This is a genomic window from Pseudomonas sp. BT76 TE3572, assembly GCF_050435365.1.
Lineage (GTDB): Bacteria > Pseudomonadota > Gammaproteobacteria > Pseudomonadales > Pseudomonadaceae > Aquipseudomonas > Aquipseudomonas fluorescens_W.
In genome coordinates this window covers 5,753,111-5,773,386 of record NZ_JBNDKE010000001.1, presented here as the reverse complement: position 1 = coordinate 5,773,386, position 20,276 = coordinate 5,753,111, and the positions used below count along the sequence as shown (strand labels likewise).

At 60.8% G+C, this 20,276-nt stretch carries 17 protein-coding genes; 6 read left to right on the top strand and 11 right to left on the bottom strand.

Translation table 11 applies throughout. The features are described from left to right. Nucleotides 1–81: 81 nt before the first annotated feature. From ABH912_RS26320 to ABH912_RS26270, 11 genes are all read right to left on the bottom strand, one after another. Nucleotides 82–798, bottom strand: a complete 717-nt coding sequence (locus tag ABH912_RS26320; protein WP_429511970.1) for a TetR/AcrR family transcriptional regulator — start codon at nt 796–798, stop codon at nt 82–84. A gap of 102 nt (nt 799–900) precedes the next feature. Further along, nucleotides 901–2,403 carry a lysine--tRNA ligase gene (lysS, locus tag ABH912_RS26315; protein ID WP_429511969.1) on the bottom strand — a complete coding sequence of 501 codons (1,503 nt, stop codon included), beginning with the start codon at nt 2,401–2,403 and terminating at the stop codon, nt 901–903. A 102-nt stretch (nt 2,404–2,505) separates the two neighbouring features. Further along, nucleotides 2,506–3,601 (bottom strand): peptide chain release factor 2 gene (gene prfB / locus ABH912_RS26310; RefSeq protein WP_095920368.1). Its coding sequence is split into 2 segments (ribosomal slippage): nt 2,506–3,528 and nt 3,530–3,601, totalling 1,095 coding nucleotides; the frame shifts between segments, so codons are not numbered across the junction. Between the two features lie 324 nt (nt 3,602–3,925). Then, a complete protein-coding gene (locus ABH912_RS26305; RefSeq protein ID WP_033056357.1) occupies nt 3,926–4,927 on the bottom strand; it encodes a response regulator in 1,002 nt (333 codons plus the stop codon). 47 nt (nt 4,928–4,974) lie between these two features. After that, complete coding sequence (locus ABH912_RS26300; protein ID WP_429511968.1) at nt 4,975–5,985, bottom strand: chemotaxis response regulator protein-glutamate methylesterase; 1,011 nt, start codon at nt 5,983–5,985, stop codon at nt 4,975–4,977. Then, nucleotides 5,982–8,267, bottom strand: a complete 2,286-nt coding sequence (locus ABH912_RS26295; RefSeq protein WP_429511967.1) for a hybrid sensor histidine kinase/response regulator — start codon at nt 8,265–8,267, stop codon at nt 5,982–5,984. The genes ABH912_RS26300 and ABH912_RS26295 overlap by 4 nt, the downstream gene beginning before the upstream one ends. Then, nucleotides 8,264–8,947 carry a chemotaxis protein CheW gene (locus tag ABH912_RS26290; RefSeq protein WP_033056363.1) on the bottom strand — a complete coding sequence of 228 codons (684 nt, stop codon included), beginning with the start codon at nt 8,945–8,947 and terminating at the stop codon, nt 8,264–8,266. Before ABH912_RS26290 ends, ABH912_RS26295 begins: the two co-directional genes overlap by 4 nt. After that, nucleotides 8,944–10,218: a CheR family methyltransferase gene (locus ABH912_RS26285; RefSeq protein WP_429511966.1), complete on the bottom strand. Its 1,275-nt coding sequence runs from the start codon at nt 10,216–10,218 to the stop codon at nt 8,944–8,946. Before ABH912_RS26285 ends, ABH912_RS26290 begins: the two co-directional genes overlap by 4 nt. Further along, nucleotides 10,215–10,751 carry a chemotaxis protein CheW gene (locus ABH912_RS26280; protein WP_429511965.1) on the bottom strand — a complete coding sequence of 179 codons (537 nt, stop codon included), beginning with the start codon at nt 10,749–10,751 and terminating at the stop codon, nt 10,215–10,217. Before ABH912_RS26280 ends, ABH912_RS26285 begins: the two co-directional genes overlap by 4 nt. Further along, nucleotides 10,751–12,373 (bottom strand): methyl-accepting chemotaxis protein, encoded by a 1,623-nt coding sequence (locus tag ABH912_RS26275; RefSeq protein ID WP_429511964.1) that lies wholly within the window; start codon nt 12,371–12,373, stop codon nt 10,751–10,753. The genes ABH912_RS26280 and ABH912_RS26275 overlap by 1 nt, the downstream gene beginning before the upstream one ends. A gap of 186 nt (nt 12,374–12,559) precedes the next feature. After that, complete coding sequence (locus ABH912_RS26270) at nt 12,560–13,282, bottom strand: tellurite resistance TerB family protein (protein ID WP_429511963.1); 723 nt, start codon at nt 13,280–13,282, stop codon at nt 12,560–12,562. 187 nt (nt 13,283–13,469) lie between these two features. Here ABH912_RS26270 and ABH912_RS26265 point away from each other — a divergent pair, with 187 nt between their 5' ends. The 6 genes from ABH912_RS26265 to ABH912_RS26240 all read left to right on the top strand — a co-directional run bounded on the left by ABH912_RS26265 (nt 13,470) and on the right by ABH912_RS26240 (nt 20,253). Continuing rightward, nucleotides 13,470–14,384, top strand: coding sequence for a LysR family transcriptional regulator (locus ABH912_RS26265; protein WP_008151654.1), 915 nt, complete (start codon nt 13,470–13,472; stop codon nt 14,382–14,384). A gap of 100 nt (nt 14,385–14,484) precedes the next feature. Next, nucleotides 14,485–15,972, top strand: a complete 1,488-nt coding sequence (locus tag ABH912_RS26260; RefSeq protein WP_074879833.1) for a gamma-aminobutyraldehyde dehydrogenase — start codon at nt 14,485–14,487, stop codon at nt 15,970–15,972. A gap of 82 nt (nt 15,973–16,054) precedes the next feature. Then, nucleotides 16,055–17,206 (top strand): putative ABC transporter substrate-binding protein YdcS, encoded by a 1,152-nt coding sequence (gene ydcS, locus ABH912_RS26255; RefSeq protein WP_429511962.1) that lies wholly within the window; start codon nt 16,055–16,057, stop codon nt 17,204–17,206. 228 nt (nt 17,207–17,434) lie between these two features. Then, nucleotides 17,435–18,472, top strand: a complete 1,038-nt coding sequence (locus ABH912_RS26250) for an ABC transporter ATP-binding protein (protein ID WP_429511961.1) — start codon at nt 17,435–17,437, stop codon at nt 18,470–18,472. A 1-nt stretch (nt 18,473) separates the two neighbouring features. Then, nucleotides 18,474–19,421 carry an ABC transporter permease gene (locus ABH912_RS26245; RefSeq protein ID WP_429511960.1) on the top strand — a complete coding sequence of 316 codons (948 nt, stop codon included), beginning with the start codon at nt 18,474–18,476 and terminating at the stop codon, nt 19,419–19,421. Continuing rightward, the gene (locus ABH912_RS26240) at nt 19,411–20,253 is read left to right on the top strand and encodes an ABC transporter permease (RefSeq protein ID WP_429511959.1); all 843 of its coding nucleotides are present in this window, start codon (nt 19,411–19,413) and stop codon (nt 20,251–20,253) included. Before ABH912_RS26245 ends, ABH912_RS26240 begins: the two co-directional genes overlap by 11 nt. The last annotated feature ends 23 nt before the right edge of the window (nt 20,254–20,276 follow it).

Genomic DNA, 20,276 nt, shown 5'->3' with positions numbered 1-20,276 from the left:
AACATTCAACAACTACGTTGACTGAAACATCGCTTTCGCGGGCAAGCCTCGCTCCTACAGGGTGTAGCTGCGCCGCGAGGGTTACACCGACGCCAATACCAAATGCATGTAGCGGGTCAGGATGCCGAGCATTTCGGCTTCGGCGACAGGCTCGGCGTCGTTGAGCAGGCCCTGATATTCCATCCGTCCGATAATCGCCGTCAACACTTTGGCATCCTGTTGTGGCTCGCGGGAACCCAACACCTCGAAAAAATGGCAGGTGCCTTGCAGAAGAATTTGCTGATGCGAGCGCACCAACTCCGCCAGGCGCGGGTTCAACAGGGCCTCCTGACGGAACGCCTGCTCGGCCATCAAGTGCTCGCGACGGTTGTGCAATTGGCGCTGCACATAATCGGCAGTCAGGCGTGCGATATCGTCAGCCAGCTGTGAACGCGACTCGGGGCTGCCATCGCCATAGGCAACCATCTCGCGCAGCAGGCCTTCGTTGTTGGCCCACAACTTGGCCATGAACGCCGCGCTGCGTTCCACGTATTGGGCAAAGGTATCGGTGAGCAGGTCATCGATATCCTTGAAATAGTAAGTGGTAGCCGACAGCGGCACACCCGCCTCGGCGGCCACTGCGCGGTGACGCACGGCCCGCACGCCATCGCGCACGACAATGCGCATCGCCGCATCGAGAATGTCCTGTCGACGCTGTTCACTGCCCTGTCGGCTGGCCTTGCGACCCTGGTACTGAACACTTTCAGCGACCGCAGTGGCGACGCCCGCTGCACCCTCTTGAGCAATTGCACGGTTCACGACAGGTATTCCTCCCTTACTTCAAAAGTAACCAATTGATACGTTTGTACCAGACAGGCAATAAAAAGCCGCCTGTTTTAGGCGGCTTTTTTATTGAAACACTTACGCTTGTGGCCGCATGTGCGGGAACAGGATCACGTCGCGGATCGACGGGGAGTTGGTCAACAGCATCACCAGACGGTCGATGCCGATACCTTCACCGGCCGTTGGCGGCATGCCGTACTCCAGCGCGCGAACGAAGTCGGCGTCGTAATGCATGGCTTCATCGTCGCCGGCGTCCTTGTCGGCCACCTGCGCCATGAAGCGCTCGGCCTGGTCTTCCGCGTCGTTCAACTCGGAGTAGGCGTTGGCGATTTCACGGCCACCGATGAACAGTTCAAAACGGTCGGTGACGTTCGGGTTGTCGTCGTTACGACGGGCCAGCGGCGACACTTCGAACGGGTACTGAGTGATGAAGTGCGGCTGTTCCAGCTTGTGCTCGACCAGTTCTTCGAAAATCATCACCTGCAATTTGCCCAGACCTTCGAAGCCCAACACCTTGGCGCCGGCCTTCTTGGCGATGGCGCGAGCCTTGTCTATGTCGTTCAGGTCGTCAGCGGTCAGCTCAGGGTTGTACTTGAGGATCGAGTCGAACACCGACAGACGCACGAACGGTTCGCCGAAGTGGAACACTTTGTCGCCGTAAGGCACGTCGGTGCTGCCCAGAACCAGCTGTGCCAGTTCGCGGAACAGCTCTTCGGTCAGGTCCATGTTGTCTTCGTAGTCGGCGTAAGCCTGGTAGAACTCCAACATGGTGAATTCAGGGTTGTGACGAGTCGAAACGCCTTCGTTACGGAAGTTGCGGTTGATCTCGAACACTTTTTCAAAACCACCGACCACCAGACGCTTGAGGTACAGCTCCGGCGCGATGCGCAGGAACATGTCCATGTCCAGGGCGTTGTGGTGTGTTTCGAACGGCTTGGCCGCTGCACCGCCTGGAATGGTTTGCAGCATCGGTGTTTCGACTTCCAGGAAGTCTCGTTTCATCAGGAAGCTGCGGATGTGCGCGATGACTTGCGAACGAACGCGGAAAGTCTGGCGCACGTCGTCGTTGACGATCAGGTCAACGTAACGCTGACGATAACGGGATTCGGTGTCGGTCAGGCCGTGGTGCTTGTCCGGCAGCGGGCGCAGGGATTTGGTCAGCAGGCGCACGCTGGTCATTTCGACGTACAGGTCGCCCTTGCCGGAACGCGCCAGGGTGCCTTCGGCGGCGATGATGTCGCCCAGGTCCCAGGTTTTCACCGCGGCCAGGGTTTCTTCGGACAGGGTTTTACGGTTGACGTAAACCTGGATGCGACCGGACATGTCCTGGATCACCATGAACGAGCCACGGTTGAGCATGATGCGACCGGCAACCTTGACCGGGATTGCAGCCTCTGCCAGCTCTTCCTTGGTCTTGTCCGCGTACTGTTTCTGCAAGTCTTCGCAGTAGTTGTCGCGGCGGAAGTCGTTCGGGAAGGCATTGCCCTTGGCGCGCTCGGCAGCCAGCTTTTCCTTGCGCAGGGCGATCAGGGAGTTTTCTTCCTGTTGCAGGGCTTGCGGGTCGAGTTCTAGGTCGCTCATGTCTTTAAAAATTCCATCACAGGTTCGTTGCCCCTGCCTGACGGCAGGGTTCGCGGGCAAGCCTCGCTCCTACAGGGGCACGACACCCCTGTAGCGCGTGCCTTAGAGCCCTTGTTTCAAGCTGGCCACCAGGTATTCGTCGATGTCGCCGTCGAGCACCTTGTCGCAGTCACTGCGTTCGATGTTAGTGCGCAAATCCTTGATTCGCGACGCATCGAGCACGTAAGAGCGAATCTGATGACCCCAGCCGATGTCCGACTTGGTGTCTTCCAGGGCCTGGGAGGCGGCGTTGCGTTTCTGCACTTCCTGCTCGTACAAGCGCGCCCGCAACATTTTCATCGCGGTGTCTTTGTTGGCGTGCTGGGAGCGTTCGTTCTGGCAGCTGACCACGGTGTTGGTCGGTACGTGAGTAATCCGTACGGCCGAGTCGGTGGTGTTTACGTGCTGACCACCGGCACCGGAGGAGCGGTAGGTGTCGATGCGCAGGTCCGACGGGTTGATGTCGATTTCGATGTTGTCATCGATTTCCGGCGACACGAATACGGCCGAAAACGAGGTGTGGCGACGGTTGCCGGAGTCGAACGGGCTCTTGCGCACCAGACGGTGCACGCCGATTTCAGTACGCAACCAGCCAAAGGCATATTCGCCCTTGATGTGGACAGTGGCGCCCTTGATCCCGGCGACTTCACCGGCCGACAGTTCCATGATGGTCGCGTCGAAACCGCGTTTGTCAGCCCAGCGCAGGTACATGCGCAGCAGGATGTTGGCCCAGTCCTGGGCCTCGGTGCCGCCGGAGCCGGCCTGGATGTCCAGGTAGGCGTTGTTGGCGTCCATCTCACCGCTGAACATGCGACGGAATTCGAGTTTTTCCAGCGACTCGCGCAGGCGCTCGACTTCGGCAGCGACGTCATCGACGGCGGCCTGGTCTTCTTCTTCGGCGGACATCAGCAACAGGTCTTTGGCGTCGGCCAGGCCTGAATGCATTTCGTCGAGGGTTTCGACGATCTGGGCCAGCAGGGATCGCTCGCGGCCCAGTTCCTGAGCGTACGACGGGTTGTTCCAGACAGACGGATCTTCAAGCTCGCGATTGACTTCAGTCAGACGCTCATGCTTTTGATCGTAGTCAAAGATACCCCCGAATAGTTTCGGAGCGCTCGGACAGGTCCTTGATACTGTTAAGGATCGGGTTGATTTCCATGGCGGGCAGCACTCGTTGGCGAACTTTTGAAAGCCGGCGAGTATAACGTAATCAGGCTGTCACGGCAGCCCGCCTGGCGGCTTTAGGGGCGAATGGATTGAGGTTATTTGCCTGGCTTGAGATCGCTCCCCTCACCCTAACCCTCTCCCCAGAGGGTAGAGGGGACTGACCGAGGTGTTCTTCTTGCTACATCGACCTGAATTACCGAGCCGAACTCAGGACTCGAAAACCATGGAGATCGGCTCCCTTTCCCCCTCTCCCCCGTGGGGAGAGGGCTGGGGTGAGGGGTGGATTCAAGCCACAGCACAAAATCCCAACCAATCCTCACTCAATCCCCACCTGATTACGCCCATTGTTCTTCGCCAGGTACAGCCCCTTGTCCGCCGCCAAGATCAATTGACGGCAATCGCCGCCCGGTTGCGGGGTCATGGTCGACAGGCCGATGCTGATGGTCAGGCTCGAACCTTCGGCCGGAAAAATGTGCGGAATCTTCAATGCCGCCACGGTCTGGCGAAGTTTTTCCGCGACCATTCGCGCGCCGCCCGGCGACGTATTGGGCAGCACCATGGCGAATTCTTCGCCGCCGTAACGGGCCGGCAGGTCCGAAGGTCGGGCGCTGGCATCACGAATTGCCGTGGCCACTTTGCGCAGGGCTTCATCGCCTTCAAGGTGGCCGAAGCTGTCGTTGTAGGACTTGAAGTAGTCGACATCGATCATCAGCAGAGACAGTTGACTCTGGTCACGCAGCGAACGGCGCCACTCAAGCTCCAGGTACTCGTCGAAATGCCGGCGGTTCGACAGCCCGGTCAGACCGTCTGAGTTCATCAAGCGTTGCAGCACCAGGTTGGTGTCGAGCAACTGCTGCTGGCTGACCCGCAACGCGCGGTAAGCGGCGTCGCGTTGCAATAAAGTCATGTAGGAGCGCGAGTGATAGCGGATGCGCGCCACCAGTTCGATGTTGTCCGGCAACTTCACCAGGTAATCATTGGCCCCGGCCGCAAACGCCGCGCTCTTGATCAGCGGGTCTTCCTTGGTCGACAGGACAATGATCGGGATGTCCTTGGTCGCCGGATGGTTGCGGTACTCGCGCACCAGACTCAAGCCGTCAAGACCGGGCATTACCAGATCCTGGAGGATCACCGTCGGTTTGATGCGGATCGCGTGGGCGATGGCCTGGTGCGGGTCGGAGCAGAAGTGGAAGTCGATGTTCTCTTCGTTCGACAACCCGCGGCGCACCGCCTCGCCGATCATTGCCTGATCGTCCACCAACAACACCATGGCGGCGTTTTCGTCGGTTTTGAAGTCGTCGAGCTGTAAATCAGTCATGGGCAGTCACCTGAGTACTACTTGGGCCAGATTGCTGTGAAATGTCTTCATTTGGGGAAAATCTCCAGCAATCGTGGCGCTATCTTTTCCAGTGGGCGAATCTCCACAGCCGCGTCGATGGCCGCTGCCGCCTTCGGCATGCCGTACACCGCACTGCTGTTCTGATCCTGAGCGATGGTCAGGTAGCCCTGTTGGCGCATGAGTTTAAGCCCCTGTGCGCCATCTCGTCCCATGCCGGTGAGCAAAACACCCACGGCATCGCCGTTCCAGTAATTGGCCACGCTCTCGAAGAACACATCGATCGAGGGCCGGTAGATCTCGTTGACCGGTTCGGCGGTGTAAGCCAGCGTGCCGTTTTTCAACAAGCGAATATGGTGGTTGGTGCCCGCCAGCAGCACCGAGCCGGCCTGCGGAGGCTCACCTTCCCGGGCCAGGCGCACATTCAGGCCGCTGGAGCTGCTGAGCCATTCAGCCATGCCGGCGGCGAACACCTGGTCAACATGCTGCACCAGCACGATGGCGGCTGAAAAATCCAGCGGCAACCCCTTGAGCAATACTTCCAGCGCAGCCGGCCCACCGGCGGATGAGCCAATGGCGATCAGGCGCTGGCGCGAAGCCGAATTGCGCAGCGGGCTCGGGGCGGCTCGCTCCCGATTGCCCCGGTCACCGATCAGCCAACCGATGTTCATGATCTTGCGCAGTAACGGGGCCGCTGCCTCTTGGGCATTGCCGGCACCGATGGCCGGCGTATCGACCACATCCAGCGCTCCGTGGCCCATGGCCTCAAACACCCGATGCACGTTCTGCTCGCGGTCGACCGTCACGATGACAATCGCGCACGGCGTTTCAGCCATGATCCGCCGGGTCGCCTCCACGCCATCCATCACGGGCATGATCAGGTCCATCAGGATCAGATCCGGCGTGTTTTCAGCGCAACGCTGCACCGCCTCGGCCCCATTTCTGGCGACCCAGACCACCTCATGCGCCGGATCGAACGCCAAGGTGCGGCGCAGGGCCTCCACCGCCATGGCCATGTCGTTGACAATCGCTATTCTCATGCACGTGCTCCTCCAATGAGCTCAACCACCGCGTCAAGCAGGGCGTCGTCATGAAAACTGGCTTTGGCTAGATAATAGTCGGCTCCAGCGTCCAGTCCACGGCGACGGTCCTCTTCACGATCCTTGTACGACACCACCATAACCGGAAGGGATTGCAGGCGATTGTCCCGACGCAATAAAGACACCAGTTCGATGCCATCCATGCGTGGCATATCGATGTCAGTGATCAGCAGATCGAAATTCTCCGATCGCAGGGCGTTCCAGCCGTCCATACCGTCCACCGCCACCGCCACGTCGTAGCCGCGATTGAGCAGCAACTTGCGTTGCAGCTCACGCACGGTCAGCGAATCGTCGACCACCAGAATCCGTTTCCGAGCCGCTTCAACCGCCTGGCTGCCCTGACGGGCAATGCGCTCAAGACGCCCGGTATTGAGCAATTTATCCACCGAACGCAGCATATCTTCGACGTCGACGATCAACACCACCGAACCATCGTCGAGCAAGGCCCCGGCGGAAACGTCCTGCACCTTGCCCAGACGCTCGTCCAGCGGCAAAACGACCAACGTGCGCTCGCCGATAAAACGCTCGACCGCCACGCCGTAAATCGCCTCGCGTTCGCGAATCACCACCACTTTGAGGGTTTGCTCACTGTTCTGGCCCGCCGGACGTTGCAATAGCTGACTGGCCGCGACCAGCCCGACATGCCGGCCTTCGTGCCAGAAGTGCTGACGGCCTTCGACCTGAACAATGTCCGCCGGCTCCAGATCGCACATCCGTTCAATATGGGCCAGCGGGAATGCATACGCCTCGTCACCGACTTCCACCACCAGACTGCGCACCACCGACAGGGTCAGCGGCACTTCGAGATGGAAACGGCTGCCCTCGCCCGCCACCTGCTCCAGCACGACCGCGCCGCGCACCTGGCGAACCATGTGCTGGACCGCATCCAGTCCGACGCCGCGCCCGGAGACTTCGGTGACCGTGTCGCGCAGGCTGAAACCCGGTAGAAACAGGAACGTCAGCAGCTCTTCTTCACTCAATTGCGCGGCGGTTTCGGCCGGGGACAATTGGCGCTCGATGATGCTGCGGCGGACCTTTTCCAGATCGACACCATTGCCGTCATCGCTCAGTTCCAGCACCAACAGACCGGCCTGATGAGAGATGCGCAAACGGATCAGGCCTTCAGCGGGTTTGCCCGCCAATAGCCGTTGCTCCGGGGATTCGATGCCGTGATCCACGGCATTGCGCAGCAGGTGGGTCAGCGGCGCTTCAAGCTTTTCCAACACGTCGCGGTCGACCTGGGTTTTTTCGCCCTCGATCTCCAGCCGCACCTGTTTGCCGAGGTTGCGACCGAGGTCGCGGACCATGCGCACTTGCCCGCTCAGCACATCGGCAAACGGCCGCATGCGGCAGGCCAGCGCGGTGTCGTACAACACTTGCGCCCGTTGACTGGCCTGCCAGGCGAATTCATCCAGTTCGGCGTTCTTTTCCACCAGCAATTGCTGCGACTCAGCCAGTAGCCGACGAGCGTCGTCGAGGGCTTCCTGTGCTTCCAGACTCAAGGCATGGTCCTTGAGGTGGACGTTGAGGTTTTCCAGTGCCCGCAGGCCGTTGTTCTGCATACGTTTGAGGCGTTGCATGGTGGCCAGGTGCGGTTTGAGCCGCAGGGTTTCCACCAGGGATTTGCTCGACAGATCGAGCAGGCTGTTCAGGCGTTCGGCCGTGACGCGTAATACGCGCTCGCCATTGTCGAGGGTGCGTCTAGTCTGGGGCGCTGGCTCGTCGGGCGCTGCCGGGGGGGCTTCGGTGGCGGCCGGCAGGGGCGGCTCACCCTTGGGCGTCGGCGATTCCAGCTGAAGTTCTGCCATCGGCAGCGCGATGGGGGTAGTCACCATGTGATCAAGCAGCCGTCCCATCAAGACGACGTAAGCTTCTACATCCACAGGCGCCGGAGCGTTACCCGGCGTCGCAATTCGCATCAGCAGATCAGTGCCTTGCAACAGTGCATCAATGTATTCGGGCCGCAGGTACAGGCGCCCTTCCTGGGCGCTGACCAGGTAATCCTCCATCACATGGGCGACGCGGACCCCGGCATCGACCCCGACAATCCGCGCCGCGCCCTTGAGCGAGTGGGCCGCGCGCATGCACGACTCGAGGTAATCGGCCTGGGTCGGATCGCGTTCCAGCGCTAGAAGACCTGTACTCAGCACCAGCGTCTGGGCCTCGGCTTCCAGACTGAACAGTTCCAGCAAAGAGGCGTCACGCATTTGCTCGGGGGTCATGTAAGGCTCCGGGTCACGGCGGACAGCAGCTGTTCTTCATCCAGCCACCGCAGGCTGCGACCTTTGAATTGCAACACGCCACGGGTGTATTTGGCGCTGGCCTGCGTACCGGAGCGGGACGCCGCCTCGAGGACGCGTTCGTCGATGGCGTGAATCCCGTCCACTTCATCCACCGGCACCACCACCGGTCCGCCGTGGGCGGCGATGATCAGCATGCGCGGCATGACCCGCGCGCCGGACGCCACGCTGCTGGCGCCGTCGAGCCCGAGCAATTCCACCAGTGACAGGCACGCCACCAACGCGCCGCGCACATTCGCCACGCCGAGCAAGGCCCGGGAGCGTTGGTGCGGCAGGGAATGAATCGCTTGCAGCGGCGCGACTTCCACCAGACTCCGAGTGGCCAGTGCCAGCCATTCTTCGCCCAGACGGAACATCAGCAGCGAACGGGTTTTGACCTCGCTCTCGACCGCCGTGGTGACTTGCCCGCGATCTTCCTGCTGCAGCGCGTAGCGGTCGAGCAAGCGCGTCGCCGCGGCCGAATACACCGCGCAATTGCGGCAGTGAATGTGATCGCTCAGCAGCGGGCAGGACTTGTCGCCGTGGATACCGATGCGGTTCCAGCAGTCGTCGATGGCCTGGGCATCTTCATGGGTGAGGCTAAAGGTGTCGGCGGCGTTCATCGTTTACGCTCACTGTCAGCGGCGCGCTCGCTGCGGGCGGCGCGATCCTGCAATCGTCTGGCTCCCGCCGTGTCGCCCAAGGATTGCAGCAACGCCGCCAGGTGCATCAACGCGTCGGGATGTTGCGGGTCGAGGTACAACGCCTTGCGATAAAACCCCTGAGCTTCAAGGGCACTGCCGGCAACATCGCTGAGCAGTCCGAGCCAGTAAAACACTTGGGCCACGGGTTCATGACTGCGCAAATAGCTATCGCACGCGGCGCGGGCCTCGGCACTTTTGCCTTCGTTGGCCAGCGCGGCGATGTTCGCCAGCAGTGTGGCGGAGTCCGGGTTGGCGACTTTCGTCACGACAGGCAGCGGCGCTACCGTGGCGAAGGGCCTGCTGCGAACGGGCGGCGGTGCCACGCTGCGCACCGGTTGGCTCACCGGCAGAGGCGTCGGCACGAACGTGGCAATGGGCGCAGGCTCTGGTGCGCTCTGACGACTGAACGCAAAGGACTGCGGGATGCCGATCGAACGCATGCCAAAACGGCCGAGCAAACTGCCCTCGGCCGGGCCGATAAACAACACGCCGTCGAAATGGGTCAGACGCTTGAGCACTTCGAACACTTGCTGCTGGGTCGGCTGATCGAAATAGATCAACAGGTTGCGGCAAAACACAAAGTCATAAGGCGGCTCGTTGGCCAGCAACGTCGGATCCAGCAGATTGCCGACCTGCAAACGCACTTGTTCGAGCACTCGCCCGCTGAGGCGATAGCCCTCCTCGCCTTCAGCGGTGAAATGCCGGTCGCGAAAGGCAATGTCCTGGCCACGGAACGAATTCTTGCCGTACAGCGCGCGCCGGGCTTTTTCCACCGACAACGGGCTGACGTCCATGCCTTCGACCTTGAACTGGTGCGGCTGGAGCCCGGCATCAAGCAACGCCATGGCGATGGAATACGGTTCTTCACCGGTTGAACACGGCAGGCTGAGAATCCGCAGCGCGCGCATGTTGTTGATGTCGCTCAGGCGTTTGGCGGCCAGTTTCGCCAACGTGGCGAAGGATTCCGGGTAACGGAAAAACCAGGTCTCGGGGACGATCACCGCTTCGATCAGCGCCTGCTGCTCGTCCTGCGAACCCTGCAAGATGTGCCAGTACTCATCCGCCGTCAGCGCGTTGGATGCCGTGCTGCGTTGACGCACCGCACGCTCGATGATCGCCGGGCCCACCGACGTCACGTCGAGGCCGATGCGCTCTTTGAGGAAATCGAAAAACCGCTGATCGCTGTTCATGGCCGCTCCTCAAGCAGCGCCAGGTCCAGAGGCTGCAACGGAAACAGCAGCGCGCGAACCTGATCGTCGAGCAAGTCGGCGACCCGCACCCATTGCAGCAAACCCTGGGCATCTTCACGCACCGGCCCGAGGTACGGCGCCTGCCGGTTGTCCAGGCCATAGGGCTGAAAATCCGCCGGGTTGCAACGCAGGGTGTCGCTGGCCTGTTCCAGAATCAGCCCGAGCAATTGCGCCTCAGCGGTTTCATCCGGGCGGTAATTGACCAGCACCAAGCGCGTGCTGGTGCGGGCCTGGGCCGGTTGGCCGAACGTCAGCGCACTGAGGTCGATCACCGGCACCACCGCGCCACGGTAGGCGAACACCCCGGCCACCCATTCCGGCGCGTGGGGAATCGGTTTCAAGGGCAGACGCGGCAGCACTTCCGCCACCTCGATGGCCTGCAAGGCATAGCGCTCGTTGCCGATGCGAAACACCAGAAACAATGATTGCAGCGCCGGCTTCACGGCGGTGCGCTTGGCCGTGGGTTCGCTCATCAGACTTTGAATCGCGAAACGCCACTGCGCAGCCCTACGGCCACCTGGCTCAGTTCGTCGATGGCGAAACTGGCCTGGCGCAGGGACTCGACGGTCTGGCTGCTGGCATCGCCCAACTGCACCAGCGCGTGGTTGATCTGCTCCGCGCCCGTGGCCTGGGCCTGCATGCCTTCGTTGACCATCAATACCCGCGGCGCCAGCGCCTGGACCTGATGGATGATCTGCGACAGCTGCTCGCCGATTTGCTGCACTTCGGACATGCCGCGGCGCACTTCTTCAGAGAACTTGTCCATGCCCATGACCCCGGCCGACACTGCCGACTGGATCTCGCGCACCATCTGCTCGATGTCGTACGTGGCGACGGCGGTCTGGTCCGCCAGACGCCGCACTTCGGTGGCGACCACGGCAAACCCGCGGCCGTATTCACCGGCCTTTTCAGCTTCGATGGCGGCGTTGAGGGACAAGAGATTGGTCTGGTCGGCGACCTTGACGATGGTCACCACCACCTGATTGATGTTGCCGGCCTTCTCATTGAGGATCGCCAGTTTGGCGTTGACCAGATCGGCCGCGCCCATCACCGAGTGCATGGTCTCTTCCATCCGCGCCAGGCCTTGCTGCCCAGAACCGGCGAGCACCGAGGCCTGATCGGCGGCGGTGGAGACTTCGATCATCGTGCGCACCAGATCCCGCGAAGTGGCCGCAATCTCACGGGACGTCGCACCGATTTCGGTGGTGGTGGCGGCGGTTTCGGTGGCGGTCGCTTGCTGTTGCTTGGAGGTGGCAGCGATTTCGGTCACCGAGGTGGTGACCTGCACCGAGGAACGCTGGGCCTGGGACACCAGGGACGTCAGCTCGGTCATCATGTCGTTGAAGCCGGTTTCCACGGCGCCGAATTCGTCCTTGCGCGCCAGGTTCAGACGGCTGCTTAGATCGCCGGTACGCATTATTTCGAGGATCTGCACAATGCGGTTCATCGGCGCCATGATCGCGCGCATCAACAGCAGCCCGCAGAGGCCGGCGGCCAGCACCGCGACCAGCAAGGAAATGCCCATAATGACTTTCGCGGTGTCCACGGAGTCATCGATGTTCGCGATTTCCTGGTCGGCCACCGCTTTGTTTTCGCGAATGATGTCATTGAGCTTCACGCGCCCTGCGGTCCAGGCCGGGGTCAGTTGCTCGTTGAACATCTTGATGGCTTCAGCTTCCTGATTGCGCTTATGCAAATCGACCACGGCAGCCAGAACCTTGTTGTAATCACCATGGAGTTTTTCAAAAACGGCGTACTCGACCTTGTCTTCATCCGTGGTGATCGTGGTTTGGTAGTTACTCATCTGCTCTTGCAGACGCACCGCGAAGTTTTTGAAATTTTCAGCCTCTTCAGCGCTGAAGCCCTGCCCCTCCTTAAAGCCCAGCATTTCCTGGGTCCGCAGGTAAGTGTCGACCCAGGCACTGCGTATCATCGAGCTGTAATACAACCCGGGCAGCGCGTCTTCACGGACGCTGGCTTCGCTGGCTTCGATCTTCAACAGCCGGGAATACGACACGACGACCATCAGCAACATGATGGCGATAATCACCGCAAAGCTCGCCAAGATGCGTTGGCGCAACGTCCAGTTCTTCACAGTCAGTCCTCGGGGGGCATTTCAAATGCTGCGCAGTATAGCCGAGGGCGGGGCTGCATCTAGAAAGGGTTGCATACCACTTCTCATCCCCGGCAAAAACAACCGGAAATTGGCCCTGTGGTGGGTATGTAGCGCGACTGAAAGCGCCTTCGCGATCCTTCTTGCCCGCGAAGGCGGTCTGGTGACTTACACAGAAGCCTGACGCACCTGCTTTTCCAGCTCAGCCTTCAACCCCGGCTCAAGCTTGAGCTGACGCGCCAGTTCATCGAGGTAGGACTTCTCCATGAAGCTCTCCTCATCCACCAGCATCACGCTGGCGATGTACATCTCTGCGGCCATTTCCGGCGTGCTGGCAGCGCGGGCGACTTCCGTTGGGTCGAGCGGCTTGCTGAGTTCGGCATGCAGCCAGTGCTGCAGTTCCTGATCGTTATCGAGTTTGGTGAATTCACCTTCGATCAGCGCACGTTCGCGTTCATCGACATGGCCATCGGCTTTAGCAGCGGCCACTAGCGCTTTGAGAATCGCCTGGCTGTGCAGCTCGACTTGCTCTGCCGGCAAACGATCAAGGGTTTGTGGTTCAGTCTTCGGCGCGGTGCCCTGCTGGGCCTGCCAATTACCGTAGGCCTTGTAGGCAATGACGCCGAGCGCCGCGAGACCGCCGTAGACAGCGACTTTGCCGCCGACATTGCGGGCCTTTTTGCTGCCGAGCAACAGGCCCATGGCACCCGCCGCCAACGCCCCGCCGCCTGCGCCCGAAAGCAAACTGCCGAGGCCGCCCGAACCGCCGCTGCCGCCGAGCAATCCGCCCAGGCCACCGCCAGAAGCCTTGTTTTGTGAGCCGCCGGCCTTGTTCTGCAACATATCCTGACCGGACTTGAGTAGCTGATCGAGCAATCCACGCGTATTCATTTTCCGCCTCCAAAAAAGGGGTTAACCGGATCAATAAGGCCACCAGCCTAGATCGAAAGTGCCCGGCATTCGGGAGCGAGAGTGCTTCGAGATGTTGCGCAGCGCCGTTCAGCCGATCACGGCCCTTCAGAAAAATGGATATACACTCAAGCAAATCTATAAAAACCGCCCACCGGGTACTTTCTCCATGATGACCTTGCGTCAGATCCGTCACTTCATCGCCGTGGCCGAGACCGGCTCAATCTCCGCCGCCGCGCAAACCGCATTCATTTCTCAGTCCACCTTGACCCTGGCCATCCAGCAACTGGAGCAGGAAATCGGTGTCGGCCTGTTCAACCGTCACGCCAAGGGCATGACGCTGACCCACCAGGGCCACCAATTCCTGCGCCAGGCGCACCTGATTCTGGCGACGGTGGACAACGCCAAACGCAGCCTGCAACAGAGCACCGATCAAGTCGCCGGTCAGTTGATCATCGGCGTGACCAGCCTGGTAGCCGGTTACTACCTTGCGGATCTACTTACCCGTTTCCAGCGCGCCTACCCCAATGTCGAGATCCGGGTGATGGAGGACGAGCGCCCGTACATCGAGCATTTGCTGGTCAGCGGCGAGATCGATGTGGGCGTGTTGATCCTCTCCAACCTCGAAGACCGCCACGCCTTGCAGACCGAAGTGCTGACCCACTCGCCCCATCGGTTATGGCTGCCGGCCCAGCATCCGCTGCTGGAACACGACAGCATCAACCTCGCCGACGTGGCCCGAGAGCCGCTGATTCAGCTGAACGTCGATGAAATGGACCGCAACGCCCAGCGCATGTGGACAGCGGCCTCCCTGCAACCGCGCATCACCTTGAGGACGGCGTCGACGGAAGCGGTGCGAAGCCTGGTAGCAGCGGGATTGGGCGTGTCGATCCAGCCCGACATGACCTATCGCCCATGGTCACTGGAGGGCGACATCATCGAAGCGCGGCCGATCGCGGACTTGAGCCAGACCCTCGACGTCGGCCTGGCCTGGCGTCGTGGCACCGCGCGCCCAGCGTTGGTGGATCCGTTCCTGACCGTCGCCCGCGAACAACCCCACGGCGGGCGCAAGCCATCTATTTAATCGAACGCCACCTTCAGTATTTAGAATTTGTCGACCTCGGGCCTGAGCACTAGTCTTGCTACATCTATAAGACGGCCGGGCCCCAGTCACAGGGAGCAGCATGGCCACACAAGAAAAGAGAACCCGAAAAATGGCTGGCGCGCAGACCCCGTTGTTCACCGCGTTATTGATCGATGGCGAATTGGTCGCGGGCCAGGGGTTTGTCGAACCGATCCTCAACCCGGCCACCGGAGAAGTGCTGACGCACATTGCCGAAGCGAGCACCGAGCAGGTCGAAGCCGCCATTCTCGCCGCCCACCGCGCCTTTGCCGGTTGGTCGCGGACCACGCCGCAACAACGCTCGAACCTGCTGTTAGACATTGCCAACGCCATCGAAAAACAGGCCGACCTCCTCGCCCGCCTCGAATCCCTGAACTGCGGCAAGCCGTTGCACCTGGCGCGTCAGGATGACTTGAGCGCCACGGTTGATGTGTTCCGCTTCTTCGCTGGCGCCGTGCGTTGCCAGACCGGCCAGCTCAGCGGCGAATACCTGCCGGGTTACACCAGCATGGTTCGTCGCGATCCGATTGGTGTGGTCGCGTCGATTGCGCCGTGGAACTACCCGATCATGATGGCTGCGTGGAAAATCGCCCCGGCCCTGGCCGCCGGCAATACGCTGGTGTTCAAGCCGTCCGAACACACGCCGCTGTCGATTCTGGCCCTGGCCCCAGCGCTGGCCGAGATCCTGCCGCGCGGTGTGATCAACATCATTTGCGGCGGCGGTGAAGGTGTCGGCAGCCACCTGGTCAGTCACCCTAAAGTGCGCATGGTGTCGCTGACCGGCGATATCGTCACCGGGCAAAAAATCCTGCAAGCCGCAGCAAAAACCCTGAAACGCACTCACCTCGAACTCGGTGGCAAGGCCCCGGTGATCGTCTGCAACGATGCGGACATTCAAGCCGTGGTCGAAGGCGTGCGCACTTACGGCTATTACAACGCCGGCCAGGATTGCACCGCAGCGTGCCGGATTTATGCACAGGCCGGGATTCATGACCGTTTGGTGGCCGAACTCGGCGCAGCGGTCAGCAGTTTGCGCTTCGCCGGCAAACGCGACGCCGACAACGAGATCGGCCCGCTGATCAGCACCCGCCAGCGCGATCGCGTGGCCAGTTTCGTCGAGCGCGCCCTCGGCCAGCCGCACATCGAACGGGTGACCGGCGCGGCCGTGCATTCCGGTGCCGGCTTCTATTACCAGCCGACGTTGCTGGCCGGCTGCAAGCAGACCGATGAGATTGTCCAGCGCGAAGTGTTCGGGCCGGTGGTCACCGTGACCCGTTTCGATCAGCTCGAACAAGCCGTGGACTGGGCCAACGACTCGGAATACGGCCTCGCCTCCTCGGTCTGGACCCAGAACCTGGACAAGGCGATGCAGGTCGCGGCGCGCTTGCAGTACGGCTGCACCTGGATCAACAGCCATTTCATGCTGGTCAGCGAAATGCCCCACGGCGGCCTGAAACGTTCGGGCTACGGCAAAGACTTATCCAGCGATTCGCTCCAGGACTACAGCGTGGTGCGGCACATCATGGCCCGCCACGGCCAGCATCTCTGACTACGCTTATAACAAGCCGCTAACGGCCTGCTTCACCACGTTCAAAACTGCCCCGACCATAATTAAAGAAGAGGGAAACCCCATGTTCGTGCACAAGACCGCACTGCTCAGTGCAATTACCACCGCGCTGCTGGCCAGTGCCAGTATCCAGGCTGCCGAACCGCTGAAAGCCGTCGGTGCCGGCGAAGGTCAGCTGGATATTGTGGCCTGGCCTGGCTACATCGAACGTGGCGAAAGCGACAAGGCCTACGACTGGGTCACCGGCTTCGAAAAGGAAACCGGCTGCAAGATCAACGTCAAGACTGCCGCCACTTCCGATGAGATGGTCAGCCTGATGTCCAAGGGTGGTTATGACCTGGTGACTGCATCCGGCGATGCCTCCCTGCGGTTGATCGCCGGCAAGCGTGTGCAGCCGATCAATACGGCGTTGATCCCGAACTGGAAGAACATTGACCCTCGCCTCAAGGATGGCCAGTGGTACGTCGTCAACAAGCAAACCTACGGCACCCCGTACCAATGGGGCCCGAACGTGTTGATGTACAACACCAATATCTTCAAAACAGCGCCGGACAGCTGGAGCGTGGTGTTCGAAGAGCAGACCCTGCCGGACGGCAAGTCCAACAAGGGTCGGGTCCAGGCCTACGACGGCCCGATCTATATCGCCGATGCGGCGCTTTATCTCAAATCGAAACAGCCGGAACTGGGCATCAAAGACCCGTACCAGCTCAACGAAGCGCAATACAAAGCGGCGCTGGAACTGCTTCGCAAGCAACAGCCCTTGATCCACCGCTACTGGCATGACGCAACGGTCCAGATGAGTGACGTCAAGAACGAAGGCGTGGCGGCGTCCAGCACGTGGGGTTACATGGTCAACGGCCTGGTGGCGGACAAGCAGCCGGTTGCCTCGGTCATTCCAAAAGAAGGTGCAACAGGTTGGGCCGACACCACCATGTTGCACGCCGAAGCCAAGCACCCGAACTGCGCCTACAAGTGGATGGACTGGTCGCTGCAACCGAAAGTTCAGGGTGACCTGGCGGCATGGTTCGGTTCGTTGCCGGCGGTTCCGGCGGGCTGCAAGGAGAGTGAATTGCTAGGCGCCGAGGGCTGCAAAACCAACGGTTACGACCAATTCGACAACCTGGCCTTCTGGAAAACCCCGCAGGCTGAAGGCGGCAAGTTCGTGCCGTACAGCCGCTGGACCCAGGACTACATCGCGATCATGGGCGGCAGATAAAACACCGGTCCCTGTGGCGAGGGAGCTTGCTCCCGCTGGGTGGCGAAGCCGCCCCAAATCAGTCAATGCGGTCTGTCAGGCATACCGCATCAATCCTTTTGGGAGTGCTCTGCACTCCAGCGGGAGCAAGCTCCCTCGCCACAAGAAACGCATCGATCACGATTCAGATTTTTCAGATGTCCTGGCAAGGCCGCTGTGACGGCCCTCGCCTTTTTGGAGCACCGCACCATGACGCTTGCAGTCCAGTTCACCAACGTTTCCCGTCAGTTCGGCGAAGTGAAGGCCGTTGACCGGGTTTCCATCGATATCCAGGACGGCGAGTTCTTTTCCATGCTGGGCCCTTCAGGCTCGGGCAAAACCACCTGTCTGCGCCTGATCGCCGGTTTCGAACAACCGAGTGCAGGCTCTATCCGTATTCACGGCGAAGAAGCCGCCGGGCTGCCGCCGTATCAGCGTGACGTGAACACCGTGTTCCAGGATTACGCGCTGTTCCCGCACATGAACGTACTCGACAACGTCGCCTACGGTTTGAAGGTCAAAGGCGTCGGCAAGCCCGAACGCCAGAAACGCGCCGAAGAAGCCCTCGACATGGTCGCCCTCGGCGGCTACGGCGAGCGCAAACCGGTGCAGCTGTCCGGCGGCCAGCGCCAGCGTGTGGCCCTGGCCCGCGCCCTGGTCAATCGCCCGCGCGTGCTGCTGCTCGATGAACCGTTGGGCGCGCTCGACTTGAAGCTGCGCGAGCAAATGCAGGGTGAACTGAAGAAGCTGCAACGCCAGCTCGGCATCACCTTCATCTTCGTCACCCACGACCAGACGGAAGCGCTGTCGATGTCAGATCGTGTGGCAGTGTTCAACAAGGGGCGCATCGAGCAGGTCGATACCCCGCGCAACCTCTACATGAAACCGGCTACAACCTTTGTCGCCGAATTCGTCGGCACCTCCAACGTGATTCGCGGCGATCTGGCGAAACAATTAAGTGGCAATCCACAGCCGTTTTCGATTCGCCCGGAACACGTGCGTTTCGCCGAAGGTCCGCTGGCCAGCCATGAAATTGAAGTCAGCGGTTTGCTCCACGACATTCAGTACCAGGGCAGTGCCACGCGCTATGAACTGAAACTGGAAAACGGCCAGACCCTGAACATCAGCCAGGCCAACGTCCAGTGGCTGGACGTCAGCGCGCAACATCAGACCGGGCAACGCATCAGCGCACGCTGGGCACGGGAAGCGATGATCCCGCTGCACGACACCGTTGTCGGCGGGGTGTGAGATGAACAGCGTGGCTCTCCCTCAAACCCCGACCGGCGGCTCGCCGTTGCGCAGGTTTTCCAACCTGCTGTATCGCCGGCCGAACCTGTACCTGTCGATGCTGCTGGTACCGCCGTTGCTGTGGTTCGGCGCGATCTACCTCGGCTCGCTGCTGGTTCTGCTGTGGCAAGGTTTCTACACCTTTGATGACTTCACCATGGCGGTCACGCCCGACCTGACACTGGCGAACTTTGCAGCCCTGTTCCAGCCGTCGAACTTCGACATCATCCTGCGCACCTTAAGCATGGCCATCGTCGTATCGATCGCGAGCGCCATCGTCGCGTTCCCGATTGCCTATTACATGGCGCGCTACACCACCGGCAAAACCAAAGCGTTTTTCTACATCGCGGTGATGATGCCGATGTGGGCCAGTTACATCGTCAAGGCGTATGCCTGGACCTTGCTGCTGGCCAAGGGCGGCGTGGCACAGTGGTTCGTTCAACACCTGAATCTTGAGCCGGTTTTGCAGTTCATTCTGGGCATTCCGGGCGTCGGCGGCAGCACCTTGTCGACCTCGCACTTGGGGCGCTTCATGGTGTTCGTCTACATCTGGCTGCCGTTCATGATCCTGCCGATCCAGGCCTCGCTGGAACGTCTGCCACCGTCCTTGCTGCAAGCCTCGGCCGACCTCGGCGCCAAGCCTCGCCAGACCTTCATGCAAGTGACTTTGCCGCTGTCGATTCCGGGCATCGCGGCCGGTTCGATCTTCACCTTTTCGCTGACCCTGGGCGACTTCATCGTGCCGCAACTGGTGGGCCCGCCGGGCTACTTCGTCGGCAGCATGGTGTACGCCCAACAAGGCGCGATCGGCAACATGCCAATGGCCGCGGCCTTCACGTTGGTGCCGATTGTGTTGATCGCCATCTACCTGACTATCGTGAAACGACTGGGGGCCTTCGATGCGCTCTGATACAAAAAAACAAACGCCAGAAACGCACGGGGAGAAAGCTTCGCTCGGCCTGCGCATCGCAGCCTGGGGCGGGTTGGTGTTTCTGCACTTTCCGATCCTGATCATCTTCCTGTACGCCTTCAACACCGAAGACGCAGCGTTCAGTTTTCCGCCAAAAGGCTTCACGTTGAAGTGGATCGGCGTGGCGTTCTCCCGACCGGACGTACTGGAAGCGATCAAGCTGTCGCTGCAAATCGCCTCCGTCGCGACGTTGATTGCGCTGATCCTCGGCACCCTTGCGTCGGCGGCCTTGTACCGCCGGGATTTCTTCGGCAAGCAAGGCATTTCGCTGATGCTGATCCTGCCGATTGCCTTGCCGGGGATCATCACCGGTATCGCCTTGCTGGCGACCTTCAAGACGTTGGGGATCGAGCCAGGGATGTTCACCATCATCGTCGGTCACGCGACCTTCTGTGTGGTGATCGTCTACAACAACGTCATCGCCCGCTTGCGTCGCACTTCGCACAGTTTGATCGAGGCTTCGATGGACCTCGGCGCCGACGGCTGGCAGACCTTCCGCTACATCATCCTGCCGAACCTAGGCTCGGCATTGCTGGCCGGCGGCATGTTGGCGTTTGCCCTGTCGTTCGACGAAATCATCGTCACCACCTTCACCGCCGGCCATGAACGCACCCTGCCGCTGTGGCTGCTCAACCAGCTCAGCCGCCCACGGGACGTGCCGGTGACCAACGTCGTCGCGATGCTGGTGATGATGGTGACCATGTTGCCGATCCTCGGCGCCTATTACCTGACCCGTGGCGGCGAAAGCGTTGCGGGCAGTGGCGGCAAGTGATTTCCCTGACAACTCCAATAATG

Coding starts and splice junctions, on each gene's coding strand:
- lysS (WP_429511969.1), bottom strand. CDS start 2,403: ATGAGCGACCTAGAACTCGACCCGCAAGCCCTGCAACAGGAAGAAAAC.
- ABH912_RS26305 (WP_033056357.1), bottom strand. CDS start 4,927: ATGACTGATTTACAGCTCGACGACTTCAAAACCGACGAAAACGCCGCC.
- ABH912_RS26300 (WP_429511968.1), bottom strand. CDS start 5,985: ATGAGAATAGCGATTGTCAACGACATGGCCATGGCGGTGGAGGCCCTG.
- ABH912_RS26295 (WP_429511967.1), bottom strand. CDS start 8,267: ATGACCCCCGAGCAAATGCGTGACGCCTCTTTGCTGGAACTGTTCAGT.
- ABH912_RS26290 (WP_033056363.1), bottom strand. CDS start 8,947: ATGAACGCCGCCGACACCTTTAGCCTCACCCATGAAGATGCCCAGGCC.
- ABH912_RS26285 (WP_429511966.1), bottom strand. CDS start 10,218: ATGAACAGCGATCAGCGGTTTTTCGATTTCCTCAAAGAGCGCATCGGC.
- ABH912_RS26280 (WP_429511965.1), bottom strand. CDS start 10,751: ATGAGCGAACCCACGGCCAAGCGCACCGCCGTGAAGCCGGCGCTGCAA.
- ABH912_RS26270 (WP_429511963.1), bottom strand. CDS start 13,282: ATGAATACGCGTGGATTGCTCGATCAGCTACTCAAGTCCGGTCAGGAT.
- ABH912_RS26265 (WP_008151654.1), top strand. CDS start 13,470: ATGATGACCTTGCGTCAGATCCGTCACTTCATCGCCGTGGCCGAGACC.
- ABH912_RS26260 (WP_074879833.1), top strand. CDS start 14,485: ATGGCCACACAAGAAAAGAGAACCCGAAAAATGGCTGGCGCGCAGACC.
- ydcS (WP_429511962.1), top strand. CDS start 16,055: ATGTTCGTGCACAAGACCGCACTGCTCAGTGCAATTACCACCGCGCTG.
- ABH912_RS26250 (WP_429511961.1), top strand. CDS start 17,435: ATGACGCTTGCAGTCCAGTTCACCAACGTTTCCCGTCAGTTCGGCGAA.
- ABH912_RS26245 (WP_429511960.1), top strand. CDS start 18,474: ATGAACAGCGTGGCTCTCCCTCAAACCCCGACCGGCGGCTCGCCGTTG.
- ABH912_RS26240 (WP_429511959.1), top strand. CDS start 19,411: ATGCGCTCTGATACAAAAAAACAAACGCCAGAAACGCACGGGGAGAAA.